Origin of the sequence: Pandoraea fibrosis (assembly GCF_000807775.2) — a bacterium.
In the GTDB taxonomy this organism is placed as follows: Bacteria; Pseudomonadota; Gammaproteobacteria; order Burkholderiales; family Burkholderiaceae; genus Pandoraea; species Pandoraea fibrosis.
Window position 1 is genome coordinate 1742778 of the sequence record NZ_CP047385.1, and the last position, 15952, is coordinate 1758729.

Here is a 15952-nt window from a genome sequence, read left to right on the forward strand (position 1 = left end):
CAAAAAATTCTATAACCACCAACTCTATCCGCGTCCCGCGCGCTGCGACCGAAGCGGCCTATGGGCCCACTTCCTGCCGACGCTGCGTGACGTGCGTGCGCTCGCTGCTCCAGGGTCACCGGACGAGCAGCCTGCCCGGGGTGCTATAAAATACCGTTTTGGGGTATGCACCGACAGAGGTGGGGATTTGGCATGATTCCCGCTACCGCCATCTCTGTTGGGCAAATTATATTCATAATGAATGAGTTAGGCAAAAGTCGGCAGAAAATGGTTTCGCCGGCATCCACACCGCAGGTTCGTCTCGTCGAGGTTGACGACGGCTCAGCCGGCCAGCGAATCGATAATTTCCTCCTGCGCGAATGCAAAGGCGTCCCGAAAAGCCACGTCTATCGCATATTGCGTAGTGGCGAAGTGCGTGTAAATAAAGGGCGTATAGACGCTTCCTATCGACTGGTTCTTGGCGATATCGTCAGAATTCCCCCCGTTCGCGTGGCCACTCCCTCCGAGGCGCCGGCCCACGTGCCTGCCGCGACCTTCCCGGTTCTGTTCGAAGACGATTACCTGATGGCGATCGACAAGCCCGCCGGCGTTGCCGTGCATGGGGGCAGCGGCGTGTCATTCGGTGTGATCGAACAGTTGCGCCGGGCTTTGCCGCATTTGAAGTTTCTCGAACTGGTCCACCGTCTTGACCGTGAGACGTCCGGTATCCTGCTGCTCGCCAAAAAGCGGGCCGCGCTCGTCGGCATGCATGAGCAGATTCGCCACAACCGGATGGACAAACGCTATCTGGCCTGCGTCACGGGGGAATGGCACGACCGTCAGCGTGCGGTCAAGGCGCCGCTGTATAAGTACGTGACGTCGGAGGGCGAACGGCGTGTGCGGGTGCAAGAGGACGGACAAGCCTCGCACACCATATTTCGCATGATGGAATCGCTGCCGCCTTATACGTTGCTCGAAGCGGAACTGAAAACGGGACGAACCCATCAGATCCGCGTTCACCTGGCGCATTGCGGTACGCCGATTGTGGGCGACGACAAGTACGGTGACTTCACGCTGAACAAGACGCTCGCCCGTCCTGGCACACGGCCTGGAATCAAACGGATGTTCCTGCATGCTTGGCGACTGAAGTTCACCCACCCTGTGTTGGATACGCCGATTGCGTTGCAAGCGGCGTTACCGCCAGAATGTGAGCAATTCCTGAATCAACTTCGAGGCGCTTCCGCCGATGCCAAGCCCTGAGTTCGACTTGGTCGTTTTCGACTGGGACGGGACGTTGATGGACTCGACGCCCACTATTACCCGTTGCATCCAGGCGGCCTGCCGCGACCTGGGCCTGCCGGTGCCATCCGATGAGGTGGCCAGTCATGTAATCGGCCTCGGTCTGCGCGACGCCCTGCAAATGGCTGTGCCGTCGCTCGACCCTGCGCACTATCCGCGCTTGTCCGAGCGCTATCGCTTTCACTATTTGATCGGTGACAAGGAAACCGTGTTGTTCCCCGGCATTCGCGAGCTGCTCGACGAATTGCGTTCGCGGGGGCGTTTCCTTGCCGTGGCGACGGGCAAGTCGCGCGTGGGCCTGAACCGGGCGCTCGAAGCCGCGGGCCTGATGCGGATGTTCGACGCGACCCGTTGCGCCGATGAGACATTTTCGAAGCCCCATCCCGCCATGCTTCAGGAACTGACGCGCGAACTCGGTCAGGATCTGGGCCGCACGGTCATGATCGGCGACACCACACACGATTTGCAGATGGCGCGCAGTGCCGGCACGGCCGGCGTGGCCGTCGCCTATGGTGGCGCACATCCGCGCGAGCAATTGATGGCGCTGGAACCGGCGTACTGCGCAGGGAGCGTGCTCGAGCTGCGCGACTGGCTGCTGGAGCGCGTGTGAGCGACGCTGTGCCGCTGCCGATCTGTCCGGGCTCGGCGCTCGAGGATGGTGGTCGAGGCGTTCGTTTTGAAGTGCTCGTCGGCGGTCGTCGCACGCCCGCGTTCGTCGTTCGCTATGACGGGCAGGTTTATGGCTATCTCAACCAGTGTGCGCATGTGCCGATGGAGCTGGACTGGTCCGAGGGCCAGTTCTTCGAGGCGTCCGGCTTATACTTGATGTGCGCGACGCATGGCGCGACATACGAGCCCGATACCGGTCACTGCGTCGGTGGTCCGTGTCGTGGCGGTGCCTTGCAGCCGGTACGTGTCGAAGAGCAACCCGCCGCCACGCAGGATGCGGATGGCGGGGGCCACACGACCGTTGTCTGGTGGCCCGACGCGTACATCGAAGCCCCCGAGCCTTCGGGGCACTGACGATGCCGCATCCCGATATCGAGCGCTTCTTTTGACCCGTTCGCCGCATTCGTGTCTTTCGCCTTTTACCCAAGTTCTCTGGATAACGTATGGCTGATTCCCTGCCGCCCGATTCGCCTCGCACCGAACCCGGTTTCCCACCGCCGGGGGGGCGTCCGCCGTCTGGGGGCGGTGCCGCAGGGCGTGATCCCCACGAGGTGAAGCTGTGGGAGCGCGAGATGCTGGAAAAGGTATTGATGGCCGGCATTCGCGAGCAACGCGCCGCACGTCGGTGGAAGATTTTCTTCCGTCTGCTGTTGCTGGCGATCTTCGCGTTTGTTGTCTGGTCGGTCTTCGATTTCGATGGCAGCACAACGTCGACGGGCTCAAGCTCTGGCAAGCACACGGCGCTCGTGACACTGAACGGCGAGATTTCGTCTGACGGACAGGCAAGTGCCCAGAAGATCAACGCGGCGCTGGAATCGGCTTTCGAAGACTCGTCGGCTGCCGGCGTGATCTTGCGTATCAACAGCCCGGGCGGCAGCCCGGTGCAAGCCGGCATGATTTACGACGATATCGCGCGGTTGCGGGCGAAATACCCGAAGAAGCCGCTTTACGTTGTGGTCGAGGAGATTTGCGCCTCCGGTGGCTATTACGTGGCGGCAGCGGCCGACAAGATTTACGTCGACAAAGCGAGCGTTGTCGGCTCCATTGGCGTGCTGATGGACGGGTTCGGTTTTACCGGTCTGATGGATAAGCTCGGGATCGAGCGGCGATTGCTGACGGCTGGCCGGAACAAGGGCATCCTCGACCCGTTCTCGCCGCAGACCGATCAGCAGAAGACCTACGCACTCGACATGCTCGAGCAGGTGCATCAGCAGTTCATTGGCGCCGTGAAAAAGGGACGTGGCGATCGCCTGAAGGACGATCCGGACCTGTTCAGCGGCTTGTTCTGGACGGGGCAGCGCTCAGTCGAACTCGGGCTGGCGGATGGCCTCGGGACCGTCGATTCAGTCGCTCGCGACGTGCTCAAGGCGCCCGATCTGGTCGACTACACCGTCAAGGAGAACTTGCCCGAGCGCGTGGCACGGCGCTTCGGTGCGGCCGTCGGTGCCGCTGCCATGAAGACGATGATGATGGGCTCGGGGTTGTCGTTGAAGTAAATCAGGCGGCGTTCGAAAAGACAAAGCCCCACGGAAAGTCAGATTTCCGTGGGGTTTGTGATTTTCGCGCGACGTTTTTGGCGTTATTGGCCCAAAAACAGAAAAATCGCGGGCCGTTTGTGTAGCTCGACACTCGTCTGAGGCCATCCCTTGACCCGATGCGTGACGATTTGCTCGGCTTCCTGGGTGACGTCGACGGCGACGCAAAGCAGGGTGGAGGCGTCGCAACTCTGCAATAGCGCATCGAGCATGGCCTTGTTGCGATAAGGCGTCTCGATGAAGATCTGCGTCTGTTTTTCCTTGCGCGAGCGCTGTTCCAACTCCCGTAACCGTTTGGAGCGCTCTGTCGCATCCGTCGGCAAATAGCCATGGAACGCGAAGCTCTGCCCGTTCAGGCCACTGGCCATCAACGCCAGAAGAATCGAACTCGGGCCGACGAATGGCACGACCCGCACCCCTTTCTCGTGGGCGCGCCGCACCAGCAGCGCGCCGGGGTCCGCGACGGCAGGGCAACCCGCTTCGGACACGAGCCCGCCATCTGCGCCCGCGAGAATCGGGGCGAGGAGGGCGTCGATGGCCGCCTCCGGCGTGTTGACGTTCAACTCGCGGATGTCGATTTCCTGAATCGGCGTCCGCACGCCGGCCAGTTTCAGAAAGGCTCGCGTGCTCTTGGCCTGCTCGCCGACGAAATAGGTCAGGCCGGCGGTGACCGCGCGGACGTCTTCGGGCAGCACGGCAGGCAGACCGCCGCGGGTGTTGGCGCCCAGCGTATTCGGGATCAGATACAGCGTGCCGCTCATGCCGTCACTCCCGTCGCGCCGGGGCCGGGCAGGGCAATGCCGGCGTGCATCAGCATGGTCGTCAGCGCGATCAACGGCAGGCCGATGAGCGCGGTGGGATCGTCGTTTTCGATGGTTTCGAGCAGCATGATGCCCAGCCCTTCGGACTTGGCGCTCCCGGCGCAATCGTAAGGCGTCTCGGCATGAAGGTAGGCGGCGAGCACCTCGTCGGGCAGATGGCGGAACTTCACTCGCGTTACCACGTCTCTGGCTTGGCTCTGGCCGTCACGGGCGTCGTAGACGCACAGCGCCGAGTGGAATTCGACAACCTTGCCGCGCATGTCGCGTAACTGCGTCATGGCGTTCTCGAAATTGCCGGGCTTGCCGATCTGGCGGCCTTCAAAGGTCGCTACCTGGTCGGAGCCGATAATGACGGCGCCCGGTTGGCGGGCGGCAACGGCTTGGGCCTTCTCGCGCGCCAGCCGCAGCGAGGTGTCATGCGGTGTTTCGCCGGGGGTTGGGGTTTCGTCGATGTCCGGTACGTCGACCGAGAACGGCAAGCGCAGGCGCTCGAGCAGCTCGCGGCGATAGCGCGATCCGGATGCCAGGATCAGCGGTGGCAGGGGTTGTGCGGTCATCGGGTTTAAGTGTTTGACGAGAAACGAAAAACTATTTAGAATTCACGGCTTTTGCAATCTGGCGCTCGGTCCCGCCAGTCTGCGCGATACAGGTTCGAACGCCCGAAAATGGCGTCAGATCAAGGCGCTGCGGGTGGCAAGGGACGTTGAAAAGCAGTCAGATGCGCCAAGGCAAGGATGAGCGTGATGAACGAATATATCGTCGATCTGTTCGAATTCGCGCGTACCGGCCGGGTGGCGGAAGGTGGCGTGCAACTTGCGGCGTTGCCGCGCATGGTAACCGAAGTGCCTGCCGAAGTCTCGGCGTCGGGGCGTGCAGAGGGGGTCTTCCACTGGCGCGCCGAAGGGGCGGAAAAGCAGGTGCTGCGTGCGGATGGCAAGCCCACCGTGGCCCAGTTCCTGACGCTCTCGGTGCAGGGCCCGATGTGGCTTGAGTGCCAGCGCTGCCTCACGCCGTACCAGGAGCCGCTCGATTCGGAAACGACTTTCGAGATCGTGCGCGACGAAGCTGCGGCGGAAGATCGCCCCCTCGATGAAGACGAACTCGAGGCGCTGGTGGGCTCCAAACATTTCGATTTGTGCGAGCTGATCGAAGAAGAATTGTTGCTGGCTTTGCCGATCGTGCCGAAACACGAGGTGTGTCCGAGTGTGCACGAGAGTCTGGCCACGGGTGAGGATGGATTGGCTGAGCCGGTCCCGGAGCCTGAAGAAGAGGATAAGCCGTCTCCGTTCGCGGCGCTGGCAGCGCTCAAGCGCTCGCCGGACAAGGACGGAAAGTAATGTGCGGCCGGGTTTCCGGCTCACCAAAGTACATGTTTGCGTTAGTCGCACAGGTCGGGCCGACAGGCCGACACCGTAGGGCGGCGCTCGAACTGTGTTAAAATTTCGCGATATTTTGAGGAGTTATCATGGCCGTTCAACAGAACAAGAAGTCGCCGTCGAAGCGCGGCATGCACCGTTCGCACGATTTCCTGACCGCACCGGCGACCGCCGTCGAGCAGACGTCGGGTGAAACGCATCTGCGTCACCACATCTCGCCGAACGGTTTCTACCGTGGTCGCAAGGTCATCAAGACCAAGAACGACTAACTCGGCCTCCCAGGCGACACGCGCCCATCATGGCGCTGTTTGATCGTCCGATGTGGCAAAAGCGGCACTTATCCTGCCGCTTTTTTTGTTACCTGTACCGCAAGCCAATCACGTCGACATGACAGTCACCCTGACGATCGATTGTATGGGCGGGGACCACGGCCCATCGGTGACGGTGCCGGCCGCGGTTCACTTCGTGCAATCCACCGACGATGTCGAACTTGTGCTGGTCGGACAGCAGGAGATCATCAACGCGCAGCTCGCGAAGCTGCGTGTGACGGATCACCCACGCCTGTCCGTAGTCAATGCCAGCGAAGTCGTTGCCATGGACGACTCCGTCGAGACCGCCCTGCGCAGGAAGAAAGATTCCTCGATGCGCGTGGCGCTCAATCTGGTCAAGGAAGCGCGCGCTCAGGCGTGCGTTTCCGCCGGAAATACCGGTGCCCTGATGGCCGTCTCGCGCTATGTGCTCAAGACGCTGCCGGGTATCGAGCGGCCCGCCATTGCGACGGTGCTGCCGAACGAGAAGGGCGGCTACACCACGATGCTCGATCTGGGCGCGAATGTGGACTGCGAGCCAACGCACCTTCTGCAATTTGCCGAAATGGGCCATGCCCTCGTTGCAGCGGTGGACGGTAAGGATCGTCCGTCGATCGGCCTGCTCAATATTGGCGAAGAAGTCATCAAAGGCAACGACGTCATCAAGCAGGCGGCCGAGCTGCTGCGCGGCTCCACGCTGAACTTCTACGGCAACGTGGAAGGCAACGACATCTACCGCGGCACGACCGACATCGTCGTGTGCGACGGATTCGTCGGCAACGTCGCACTCAAGACCTCCGAAGGCCTGGCGCAAATGCTTGGCGACATGATCCGCGAAGAGTTCTACCGCACGTGGTGGACGAAAGTGATCGCCGTCATTGCCCTGCCGATTCTCACCCGCTTCAAGAACCGCGTCGATCATCGCCGTTACAACGGCGCTGCGTTGCTCGGACTGCGTGCGCTCGTGATCAAGAGCCATGGCTCGGCCGATGCCTACTCGTTTGAATGGGCCATCAAACGCGGCTATGATGCAGTTCGCAATGGTGTGCTGGACCGTCTGTCGCACGCCATGGAAGAGAATCAGACTCAGCTCAGGGACAACAAGCCGGTCAGCGCCATTCCAGCGCTTTGATGCCGGCGGCTGCTCTTGGCGCCCTAACCGACCATAAGATGACCCAGTCCGCGATTTATTCCCGTGTCATTGGTACCGGCAGCTACCTGCCGGCGCGACGCGTGACCAATCAGCAGTTGGCCGACGAGCTTGCTACCCGCGGCATCGAGACGAGCGACGAGTGGATCGTTGCGCGTACCGGTATCAAGGCGCGCCATTTCGCCGCCCCTGATCAGACGAGCAGCGACATGGCGGTCGAAGCCGCGAAGCGCGCGCTCGACATGGCGGGCCTGAGCGCCGATCAGCTCGACCTGATTCTGGTCGCCACGTCGACGCCCGATTTCGTGTTTCCGAGCACCGCCTGCCTCGTGCAGCACAAGCTCGGCATCAAGAACGGCTGCGCAGCCTTCGACATTCAGGCGGTTTGCTCCGGTTTCGCCTACGCCATGGCGACGGCCGACAACTTCATCCGCTCCGGCGCGTATCGCAACGTGCTCGTGATCGGTGCCGAAACGTTCTCGCGCATTCTCGATTTCAACGACCGCACAACGTGCGTGCTGTTTGGCGACGGCGCGGGCGCGGTCGTGCTGCAAGCATCGAACGAGCCGGGCATTCTGTCGACCGCATTGCATGCGGATGGCAGCCACTCGAACATCCTGTGCGTGCCGGGCAATGTCAGCGGCGGCGCGGTGCAGGGCGAAGCGTTCCTCTATATGGATGGTCAGGCGGTGTTCAAGCTGGCTGTCAAAGTGTTGGAAAAAGTGGCCCACGAGGCCCTTGAGAAGGCCGGATTGGAGCAGTCGGCGATCGACTGGCTGATTCCGCATCAGGCCAATCTGCGCATCATGTCGAGCACGGCCCGCAAGCTGGGGCTTTCGGAAGAGAAGATGGTTGTGACCGTCGACCAGCATGGCAATACCTCTGCCGCTTCGATTCCGCTCGCACTCGACGTCGCGGTTCGCGACGGCCGTATCAAGCCGGGCCAGAACGTCATGATCGAAGGCGTGGGTGGCGGCTTTACGTGGGGCGCCGTGCTGTTCCGCATGTAAGCGCCCCGGCGGCCGGAGCGTCACGCGTCATGATGGGGCTCGTTTGGGGCGCTGCGCGTGGCAACGCTCCTGAGCGCGTCATGCGGGGGGCGCGACAGTGCGCCGCAATGTTTCTGAATCTGACTGCAAAACCAGGCGCTATGACATTCGCTTTCGTTTTTCCGGGACAAGGATCCCAATCGGTGGGCATGCTCGACGTTTTCGCGGACAACGCCGTCGTGCGCGAGACCCTTGCCGAAGCTTCGGATGCCCTCGGGCAGGATATGGCCAAGCTGATCGCCGCTGGCCCCGCCGAAGAACTCAACCTCACCACCAATACCCAGCCGGTGATGCTCACCGCTGCCTACGCGATGTACCGCGCGTGGCTGGCTGAAGGCGGTGCCAAGCCTGCGTTTGTGGCGGGGCACAGCCTCGGTGAATACACGGCGCTGGTCGCCGCCGGCGTGATCGCATTCAAGGATGCCGTGCCGCTCGTGCGTTTTCGCGCGCAAGCCATGCAGGAAGCCGTGCCCGTCGGGCAGGGTGGCATGGCGGCCATTCTTGGGCTGGACGACGATACCGTGCGCAATGTGTGCGCAGAAGCATCGGCGGCCGGCGTGGTCGAGGCCGTCAACTTCAATGCCCCGGCGCAAGTTGTGATCGCGGGCGCGAAGGCCGGTGTGGAGAAGGCCTGCGAACTGGCCAAGGCGGCCGGTGCGAAGCGCGCGCTCGTGCTGCCGGTGTCGGCGCCGTTCCATTCGTCGCTGCTCAAGCCGGCGTCAGATCGTCTGCGCGAGTATCTGGCGGATGTGACGTTCAACGCGCCGCAAATCCCGCTCGTCAATAACGTCGATGTGGCTGTCGAAACCGACGTGGCTCGCATCAAGGACGCGTTGGTGCGTCAGGCTGCAGCGCCGGTGCGTTGGGTCGAGTCGGTGAAGTGGCTTGCCTCGCAAGGTGTGACGCAGGTGGTCGAGTGCGGTCCGGGCAAGGTGCTGACCGGCCTGACCAAGCGCATCGACGGCAATCTCACGGGGCTGGCGATCACCGATCCGGCGTCGCTCGCCGACGTGCGCGCCCAACTCTCGTAAGCAATAGGCAAGGGTATTTCTCTCATGAGCAAGCAACTCGACAATCATGTGGCGCTGGTGACCGGCGCCTCGCGCGGTATCGGTCGTGCCATCGCCCTCGAACTCGCTCGCCAGGGCGCGACGGTCGTGGGCACGGCCACCAGCGACGCCGGCGCGCAAGGCATCAGCGATTACTTCGCGGCGGAGGGGGTGACCGGTAAGGGCATCGTCCTGAACGTGACCGACGCCGAAGGCGTTGCCGCTGCGCTCGACGACATTCTCAAGCAGTACGGCAAGCTCGACATCCTCGTCAATAACGCCGGCATCACGCGCGATAACCTCGCCATGCGGATGAAGGACGACGAGTGGGACGACGTGATCGACACGAACCTCAAGGCGATCTTCCGTCTGTCGCGCGCGGTCATCAAGCCGATGATGAAGGCGCGTAGCGGCCGGATCATCAACGTGACCTCGGTTGTCGGCTCGGCCGGTAACCCGGGCCAGGCCAACTACGCGGCCGCGAAGGCGGGCGTTTCCGGCATGTCCCGTTCGTTGGCCGCCGAGATCGGCAGCCGAAACATCACCGTGAACTGTGTTGCGCCGGGTTTCATCGACACCGACATGACCAAGGCGCTGGGCGAAGCCCAGCACGAAGCGCTCAAGGCGCGGATTCCGCTGGGCCGTCTCGGCGCACCGGAAGACATCGCCAATGCGGTGGCATTCCTTGCGTCTCCGCAGGCGGGCTACATCACCGGCACGACGCTTCACGTGAATGGCGGCATGTTCATGAATTAAGGGGTGATCGTGGAAATTGTGTTGGATTTGCACGGTTTTGAGCGATATTGAACATTATTTGGCGCAGGCTAACTTTGCTTGGCAAACCTGTTAAAATGCGCGCACTTGTCTGAACTAACTACCCCGGAGGGTTTGAATGGATAACTTTGAGCAACGCGTCAAGAAGATCGTCGCGGAACAACTTGGCGTGAACGAAGCCGACGTCAAGAACGAATCCAGCTTTGTGAACGATCTCGGCGCTGACTCGCTCGACACGGTTGAGCTGGTGATGGCATTGGAAGAAGAATTCGGCACGGAAATCCCGGACGAAGACGCTGAAAAGATCACCACGGTGCAACAGGCCATCGATTACGTTCGGGCCCATTCGGATCAGGATAAGGCCTAAGGGCCGGCGAATCGCCTGGCTGGCCGGGGTGCCGACCCGGTTCCCGGTGCCAGGTACGCCTGTCAGCCGCAGGGAGCACAGGGGCGGACCCTGTTGCCTCTGTGGCTTTTGTTTTGTATGACCCAGCAGAAGAAGGGGAGTATCGTGAGTCGTCGTCGCGTCGTCATTACCGGTCTGGGCCTGATCTCGCCGGTCGGCAACACTGTTGCCGAGGGTTGGGGAAATCTGGTCGCAGGTCGTTCGGGCATCGCCAACATCACGAAGTTCGATGCGAGCAACCATCGGGTGCACTTCGCCGGTGAAGTGAAAAACTTCGATACCGAGAAGTACATTTCCGTCAAGGAAGCCCGCCGTATGGATACGTTTATCCATTACGGAATGGCTGCCGGTATCCAGGCGTTCGAGGACAGTGGTCTGCAGATCACTGAGCAGAACGCGGAGCGCGTTGGTGTGCTGGTCGGGTCGGGGATCGGCGGTTTGCCGATGATCGAAGATACCGATAAGGCGCTTATCGAGGGTGGTCCGCGCAAGATCTCCCCGTTCTTCGTGCCGGGTTCGATCATCAACATGATCTCCGGCCATCTGTCGATCAAGTACGGTCTGAAGGGGCCGAATCTGGCGATCGTCACGGCTTGCACGACGGGGCTGCACTGTATTGGCCAGGCGGCGCGCATGATTCAGTATGGCGACGCCGACGCGGTGCTCGCCGGCGGCGCCGAATCGACGGTGTCGCCGCTGGGTATTGGCGGTTTTGCGGCCATGAAGGCGCTCTCGGAGCGAAACGACGATCCGGCGACGGCCAGCCGTCCGTGGGACCGCGATCGAGACGGTTTCGTGCTGGGCGAAGGCGCTGGCGTGATGATGGTCGAAGAGTATGAGCACGCCAAGGCGCGCGGCGCGAAGATCTACGCCGAGCTGACCGGTTTTGGCATGAGTGCCGATGCCAACCACATGACGGCGCCCTGCGAGGACGGCGATGGCGCACTGCGCGCCATGACGAACGCGCTTCGCGATGCCGGTCTCAATGCCGATGCCGTGAACTACGTGAATGCGCATGGCACGTCGACCCCGCTGGGCGATATCGCCGAGACCATTGCTGTCAAACGCCTGATGGGCGATGACGCAAAGAAGGTCGTGGTGAATTCGACCAAGTCGATGACCGGCCACCTGCTGGGTGGCGCGGGCGGCCTGGAATCGGTGTTCACCGTGCTGGCCGTTCATCACCAAAAATCGCCGCCGACGATTAATATCTTCAATCAGGATCCCGCTTGCGACCTGGATTACTGCGCAAACGTGGCTCGCGACATGAAAATTGATGTCGCATTGAAGAACTCTTTCGGATTCGGCGGGACTAACGGCACGCTGGTCTTCCAGCGCGTCTAAGTTCGCGGGACGCCGCGCAGGCGTCCCGTCCCGCTGACCCACGCTCCGGTGAGTGTGCCCGGGCGTGCGGCGTCAAAGACACTTCCAAGCCATGGCAGCAAGTGCTGCCGTGGTGCAATCGGGCTCGATCAGGGCCTGGCAGCCAGAGAAAATACGGATCCAAATCAGGTGAGTGAACGAGAAATCGACCAAGCGCTCGTCGAGCGCGTGCAAAAAGGCGACAAAGCCGCCTTCGAGCTGTTGGTCGCGAAATATCACCGCAAGATCATCCGCCTCGTATCGCGGCTCGTACGCGACGCCGCCGAGGTCGAGGATGTGACGCAGGAGGCCTTTATCAAGGCCTACCGTGCTTTGCCGCAGTTCCGCGGTGAGTCGGCGTTCTATACCTGGCTGTATCGTATTGCTGTCAACACGGCGAAGAATCACCTGGCAACGCAGGGGCGCCGTGCACCGACTTCGACTGAAGCGAACGCTGAAGAAGCGGAAACTTTTGCCGAGGCCGATCAACTAAGGGATATCAACACGCCTGAGTCGATGCTGATGAGCAAGCAGATTGCTCAAACGGTCAACACAGCGATGGAGGCTTTGCCCGATGAACTTCGAACGGCAATTACCCTGCGGGAAATCGAGGGTTTGAGCTACGAAGAGATCGCCGAAGCCATGGGGTGCCCGATCGGAACGGTCCGTTCGCGAATTTTCCGGGCGCGTGAAGCGATTGCCAGCCGGCTCAGGCCGCTGCTGGACACGCCTGACGGTAAGCGCTGGTGAGCGCGCCGCCGGGAAAGTTATTTTCGTTGGGGGATATCATGGGATCAGCGACGGTGCAAACGCAGCGGGGGCTGCAAGCCGAGCGGATTTCCGCGTTGATGGACGGGGAATTCGATCCGGACGAACTGGCCGCCCTGCTGGACGAGGCGGACACCTCGGGCCGGCCTTTGTGGGACGACTACCATCTGATCGGCGACGCACTGCGTTCCGATGAACTGACGCTGCCGCGTTCGGAGTCGGCCTTTATGGCTTCCTTCGCCGCGCGTCTCGACGCCGAGCCGCATCTGCTCGCGCCGGCCGCACTGGCCGACGCCCAGGCAAGCACCGCACAGGGTGCCAAGACGGCGGGCTCGCGAGTGACTCGCATCAACCCGTTCCTGCGTGTGCGCCGTGTGTTGCCGACGGCCGCTGCTGCCGCTGCGGTAGCCGCACTGTCGTGGGTCGTGGTGCCGCGTCTGCAGGATCATCCGGCAGGTGGCGCGCAAACGCAGGTGCTTGCGCAGAGCGCTGCGCTGGCGACAACTGCCGGTGGTTCCAGTCTCACTCGCGTAGCGCTTTCGCAGCAGCCCCAGGCCGCTGTGGCAGCCAACGGCGCGAGCGCAGGTGTCCCGAACGATCTGATCGTGCTGCGCGACGCGCGTCTCGACCAGTATCTGGCAGCACATCAGCAATACGCCCCGACCCCGATCGGCCAGAGCGTCTCCCCTTATATGCGAGCCTCGGCGCAAGCGGACGAATAAATGCAGCGCCTGAGTATCGAATCCTTGCCGCGTGCGCCCATGGGGCGCACTTTCTTCCTGTTCGCTTTCCTGCTGGCGACCACGCTGCAAACGCAAGCGTGGGCGCAGGCTTCCGCACCGACGGTCGATCCTCTGATCGAGCGGCGCGAAGTCAGTGCGTGGCTCAACAAGATCCATCGTGCGGCGCAGACGCAAAACTACATTGGCACCTTCGTTTACCAGCGTGGTTCGACCATGCGTTCGTCGAAGATCAGTCACTTCGCCGACAAGGGTAACGAGTACGAAGAGCTGGAGACGCTGGACGGACGTCAGCGCCGCATTCTTCGTCAGAACGAAGATGTCTACACGCTCATTCCCGAGCAAAAGACCGTCTTCCAGGAAAAGCGCGAGAGCAAGGATTCTTTCCCTGCGTTGCTCGCGACGCCCAATCGCGACGTCCTTGATTTCTATGCGCCGAAGGTGCTGCCCAACGAACGCATGGCAGGCTTCGATTGCATGGTGATCGAACTCACGCCGAAGGACGACTACCGTTTCGGCTACCGGTTGTGGGCCGATCGCAACACGGGCTTGCTGCTACGTGCGCAGACACTCGACGCGGAAGGTCACTTGCTGGAGCAGGCGGCATTCTCGCAAATATCGATTGGCGTGCCGAGCGAGAAGGCGCGCATCGCGCATGCGATTCAGGCCACGCATGGCTGGCACGTCATCAAGCCGCAGATTACAGCGACGAAACTGTCCGACGCCGGCTGGAGTATCGACGTCGACAAGAAGGTGCCGGGATTCAAGGCGGTGCGTGAGGTGCGTCGAACGATGCGTTCAACGGCCGACGGGAAACCGCTGGAAGTGCAGCAGGTGGTATATTCCGACGGCATGGCGGGACTTTCGGTGTTTATCGAGCCGGCCACGCGTGAACGCAAGGAAGGCCATGGCAACGCCGGTGCGACGAACATCCTCATCAAGCGCTACGGCGATTACTGGTTGACCTTGCTCGGCGAAGTGCCGCAGGCCACCTTGCAGCAGTTCGCCTCCAGCATCGAGTACAAACAGCCGGCGAAGTGACCGGCTGTCGGGTGGGTCATGACCGGCAACGGCGTGGCCCGGGCAGCGAGGCGCATATGAGACGCGATGCCGTGTCGGGTGCCGGACTGTCCTCAAGGATTCCGAGACTATCGCGCACCACGATCTTCCAATGAAGAAGACTCTCCTGCTTCGTGTCATCCTCGGCGGCGCCATTGCCGCTCAATTGGCGGGAGCGCCTGCCGCCTTTGCCGCTCCGGCCTCGGCGTCGACCGCACCGCTCGTGACCAATCTTCCCGATTTCACTCAGCTCGTCGACCGTGTCGGCCCGGCTGTCGTGAATATTCGGACGACCGAACGCGTCAGCCGCAATCAGCGTGGCCTGCCACCCGGTATGGACGACGATATGGCGGAGCTGTTCCGCCGGTTCTTCGGCGTTCCGATGCCGCAGCCGGGACCGAAGGGTGGCACGCCGCGACGCGGCCAGCCTCAGCCGGATGAAGAACAGAACAGCGGTGTCGGTTCGGGCTTCATCGTGTCGGCCGATGGTTACATCCTGACCAACGCGCACGTTGTCGACGGCGCCGACAGTATTTACGTCACCCTCACCGACAAGCGCGAGTTCAAGGCGAAGCTGGTCGGCGCGGACAAGCGTACCGACGTCGCGGTGGTCAAGGTCGACGCCAAGGATCTGCCGACCGTGCCGGTGGGCGACTCCAACAAGCTGCGTGTCGGCGAGTGGGTGGTGGCTATCGGTTCGCCGTTCGGCCTGGAGAATACGGTGACGGCGGGTATCGTGTCGGCCAAGGGCCGCGATACCGGCGATTATCTGCCCTTCATCCAGACCGACGTGGCCGTGAACCCTGGGAATTCGGGCGGTCCGCTCATCAACATGCGCGGCGAGGTGGTGGGCATCAATTCGATGATCTACAGCCAGACCGGCGGCTTCATGGGCATTTCGTTTGCGATTCCGATCGACGAAGTCATGCGCGTGGCCGACCAGCTCAAGAAGAGCGGCAAGGTAGTGCGAGGCCGGATCGGCGTGGCGATCAGCGAGGTCAGCAAGGACGTGGCCGATTCGTTGGGTTTGCCGCGTGCCCAGGGCGCGCTCGTGCGCAGTATCGAGCCGGGCAGCCCGGCCGAGAAAGCCGGCGTGCAGCCGGGCGACATCATCATGAAGTTCGAAGGCCGCGCCGTCGATCACGCCACGGATCTGCCGCGCATGGTCGGCGAGACGAAGCCGGGTTCGACTGCAACGTTGCAAGTGCTGCGCAAGGGCAAGAACCAGGATCTGCGCATCACGATCGCTGAAGCGGATACGGATGCGCCGAAGGCATCGAAGGCGCAGAGCGGCAGTGCCGATACGCCGCATCCGAACGCACTGGGTCTGGTGGTTTCCGATCTGACCGAAGCGCAGAAGAAGGACATGAAGTTGCGTGGTGGCGTGCAGGTCGAGTTGGCGGAAGGCCCGGCGGGCCGGGCGGGGCTGCAGCAGGGCGACATCATCCTGCGAGTGGGCGATGCCGACATCGTCAGCACGAAGCAATTCGAGGAGGTAGTCAAGGCGCTGGATCCGAAGCGTCTTGTGCCGATTCTCGTGCGTCGCGGCGACGCCACGCAGTTCGTGCCGCTGCGCCCGCGCGCATCCGGCAAGTAAGATCGCGGCAG

General features: G+C 62.1%; 18 protein-coding genes. 16 read left to right on the forward strand and 2 right to left on the reverse strand.

Annotated elements, in window-relative coordinates; all coding sequences use genetic code 11:
* Window positions 1-237 precede the first annotated feature (237 nt).
* From PI93_RS07775 to PI93_RS07790, 4 genes are all read left to right on the forward strand, one after another.
* Window positions 238-1239 (forward strand): RluA family pseudouridine synthase, encoded by a 1002-nt coding sequence (locus PI93_RS07775; protein ID WP_039375594.1) that lies wholly within the window; start codon window positions 238-240, stop codon window positions 1237-1239.
* Window positions 1226-1888, forward strand: coding sequence for an HAD family hydrolase (locus tag PI93_RS07780; protein WP_039375596.1), 663 nt, complete (start codon window positions 1226-1228; stop codon window positions 1886-1888). The genes PI93_RS07775 and PI93_RS07780 overlap by 14 nt, the downstream gene beginning before the upstream one ends.
* Window positions 1885-2301 carry a Rieske (2Fe-2S) protein gene (locus tag PI93_RS07785; protein ID WP_039375598.1) on the forward strand — a complete coding sequence of 139 codons (417 nt, stop codon included), beginning with the start codon at window positions 1885-1887 and terminating at the stop codon, window positions 2299-2301. The genes PI93_RS07780 and PI93_RS07785 overlap by 4 nt, the downstream gene beginning before the upstream one ends.
* An 89-nt stretch (window positions 2302-2390) precedes the next feature.
* A complete protein-coding gene (locus PI93_RS07790; RefSeq protein WP_039375599.1) occupies window positions 2391-3443 on the forward strand; it encodes a S49 family peptidase in 1053 nt (350 codons plus the stop codon).
* 83 nt (window positions 3444-3526) lie between these two features.
* On the opposite strand, the gene PI93_RS07795 is transcribed toward PI93_RS07790, so the two are convergent.
* Window positions 3527-4243 carry an SAM-dependent methyltransferase gene (locus PI93_RS07795; RefSeq protein ID WP_039375601.1) on the reverse strand — a complete coding sequence of 239 codons (717 nt, stop codon included), beginning with the start codon at window positions 4241-4243 and terminating at the stop codon, window positions 3527-3529.
* Entirely contained in the window at window positions 4240-4860 is a 621-nt protein-coding gene (locus tag PI93_RS07800; RefSeq protein WP_039375602.1) for a Maf family nucleotide pyrophosphatase, read from the reverse strand. The genes PI93_RS07795 and PI93_RS07800 overlap by 4 nt, the downstream gene beginning before the upstream one ends.
* Window positions 4861-5037: 177 nt before the next feature.
* On the opposite strand from PI93_RS07800, the gene PI93_RS07805 reads away from it, so the two are divergent.
* From PI93_RS07805 to PI93_RS07860, 12 genes are all read left to right on the forward strand, one after another.
* The gene (locus PI93_RS07805) at window positions 5038-5640 is read left to right on the forward strand and encodes a DUF177 domain-containing protein (RefSeq protein WP_039375604.1); all 603 of its coding nucleotides are present in this window, start codon (window positions 5038-5040) and stop codon (window positions 5638-5640) included.
* Between the two features lie 128 nt (window positions 5641-5768).
* Window positions 5769-5948, forward strand: a complete 180-nt coding sequence (rpmF, locus tag PI93_RS07810; RefSeq protein WP_039375606.1) for a 50S ribosomal protein L32 — start codon at window positions 5769-5771, stop codon at window positions 5946-5948.
* A 118-nt stretch (window positions 5949-6066) separates the two neighbouring features.
* Entirely contained in the window at window positions 6067-7119 is a 1053-nt protein-coding gene (plsX, locus tag PI93_RS07815; protein WP_052241129.1) for a phosphate acyltransferase PlsX, read from the forward strand.
* Between the two features lie 38 nt (window positions 7120-7157).
* Entirely contained in the window at window positions 7158-8147 is a 990-nt protein-coding gene (locus tag PI93_RS07820) for a beta-ketoacyl-ACP synthase III (protein ID WP_039375607.1), read from the forward strand.
* 140 nt (window positions 8148-8287) lie between these two features.
* Entirely contained in the window at window positions 8288-9217 is a 930-nt protein-coding gene (gene fabD / locus PI93_RS07825; protein ID WP_039375609.1) for an ACP S-malonyltransferase, read from the forward strand.
* A 24-nt stretch (window positions 9218-9241) separates the two neighbouring features.
* On the forward strand, window positions 9242-9991 hold the full coding sequence (fabG, locus tag PI93_RS07830) for a 3-oxoacyl-ACP reductase FabG (protein ID WP_039375611.1): 750 nt from the start codon (window positions 9242-9244) through the stop codon (window positions 9989-9991).
* 136 nt (window positions 9992-10127) lie between these two features.
* Complete coding sequence (gene acpP / locus PI93_RS07835; protein ID WP_039375613.1) at window positions 10128-10376, forward strand: acyl carrier protein; 249 nt, start codon at window positions 10128-10130, stop codon at window positions 10374-10376.
* Window positions 10377-10520: 144 nt separating this feature from the next.
* Window positions 10521-11759 (forward strand): beta-ketoacyl-ACP synthase II, encoded by a 1239-nt coding sequence (fabF, locus tag PI93_RS07840; RefSeq protein WP_039375632.1) that lies wholly within the window; start codon window positions 10521-10523, stop codon window positions 11757-11759.
* Window positions 11760-11927: 168 nt separating this feature from the next.
* Window positions 11928-12527: an RNA polymerase sigma factor RpoE gene (gene rpoE / locus PI93_RS07845; RefSeq protein ID WP_010805230.1), complete on the forward strand. Its 600-nt coding sequence runs from the start codon at window positions 11928-11930 to the stop codon at window positions 12525-12527.
* Window positions 12528-12565: 38 nt separating this feature from the next.
* A complete protein-coding gene (locus PI93_RS07850) occupies window positions 12566-13267 on the forward strand; it encodes a sigma-E factor negative regulatory protein (RefSeq protein WP_039375614.1) in 702 nt (233 codons plus the stop codon).
* The gene (locus PI93_RS07855; protein WP_039375616.1) at window positions 13268-14326 is read left to right on the forward strand and encodes a MucB/RseB C-terminal domain-containing protein; all 1059 of its coding nucleotides are present in this window, start codon (window positions 13268-13270) and stop codon (window positions 14324-14326) included.
* Between the two features lie 130 nt (window positions 14327-14456).
* Window positions 14457-15941 carry a DegQ family serine endoprotease gene (locus PI93_RS07860; protein WP_052241130.1) on the forward strand — a complete coding sequence of 495 codons (1485 nt, stop codon included), beginning with the start codon at window positions 14457-14459 and terminating at the stop codon, window positions 15939-15941.
* The last annotated feature ends 11 nt before the right edge of the window (window positions 15942-15952 follow it).

Coding starts and splice junctions, on each gene's coding strand:
- PI93_RS07800 (WP_039375602.1), bottom strand. CDS start 4,860: ATGACCGCACAACCCCTGCCACCGCTGATCCTGGCATCCGGATCGCGC.
- PI93_RS07775 (WP_039375594.1), top strand. CDS start 238: ATGAATGAGTTAGGCAAAAGTCGGCAGAAAATGGTTTCGCCGGCATCC.
- rpmF (WP_039375606.1), top strand. CDS start 5,769: ATGGCCGTTCAACAGAACAAGAAGTCGCCGTCGAAGCGCGGCATGCAC.
- plsX (WP_052241129.1), top strand. CDS start 6,067: ATGACAGTCACCCTGACGATCGATTGTATGGGCGGGGACCACGGCCCA.
- PI93_RS07780 (WP_039375596.1), top strand. CDS start 1,226: ATGCCAAGCCCTGAGTTCGACTTGGTCGTTTTCGACTGGGACGGGACG.
- PI93_RS07805 (WP_039375604.1), top strand. CDS start 5,038: ATGAGCGTGATGAACGAATATATCGTCGATCTGTTCGAATTCGCGCGT.
- PI93_RS07855 (WP_039375616.1), top strand. CDS start 13,268: ATGCAGCGCCTGAGTATCGAATCCTTGCCGCGTGCGCCCATGGGGCGC.
- PI93_RS07860 (WP_052241130.1), top strand. CDS start 14,457: ATGAAGAAGACTCTCCTGCTTCGTGTCATCCTCGGCGGCGCCATTGCC.
- PI93_RS07820 (WP_039375607.1), top strand. CDS start 7,158: ATGACCCAGTCCGCGATTTATTCCCGTGTCATTGGTACCGGCAGCTAC.
- acpP (WP_039375613.1), top strand. CDS start 10,128: ATGGATAACTTTGAGCAACGCGTCAAGAAGATCGTCGCGGAACAACTT.
- PI93_RS07795 (WP_039375601.1), bottom strand. CDS start 4,243: ATGAGCGGCACGCTGTATCTGATCCCGAATACGCTGGGCGCCAACACC.
- fabG (WP_039375611.1), top strand. CDS start 9,242: ATGAGCAAGCAACTCGACAATCATGTGGCGCTGGTGACCGGCGCCTCG.
- PI93_RS07850 (WP_039375614.1), top strand. CDS start 12,566: ATGGGATCAGCGACGGTGCAAACGCAGCGGGGGCTGCAAGCCGAGCGG.
- PI93_RS07790 (WP_039375599.1), top strand. CDS start 2,391: ATGGCTGATTCCCTGCCGCCCGATTCGCCTCGCACCGAACCCGGTTTC.
- fabD (WP_039375609.1), top strand. CDS start 8,288: ATGACATTCGCTTTCGTTTTTCCGGGACAAGGATCCCAATCGGTGGGC.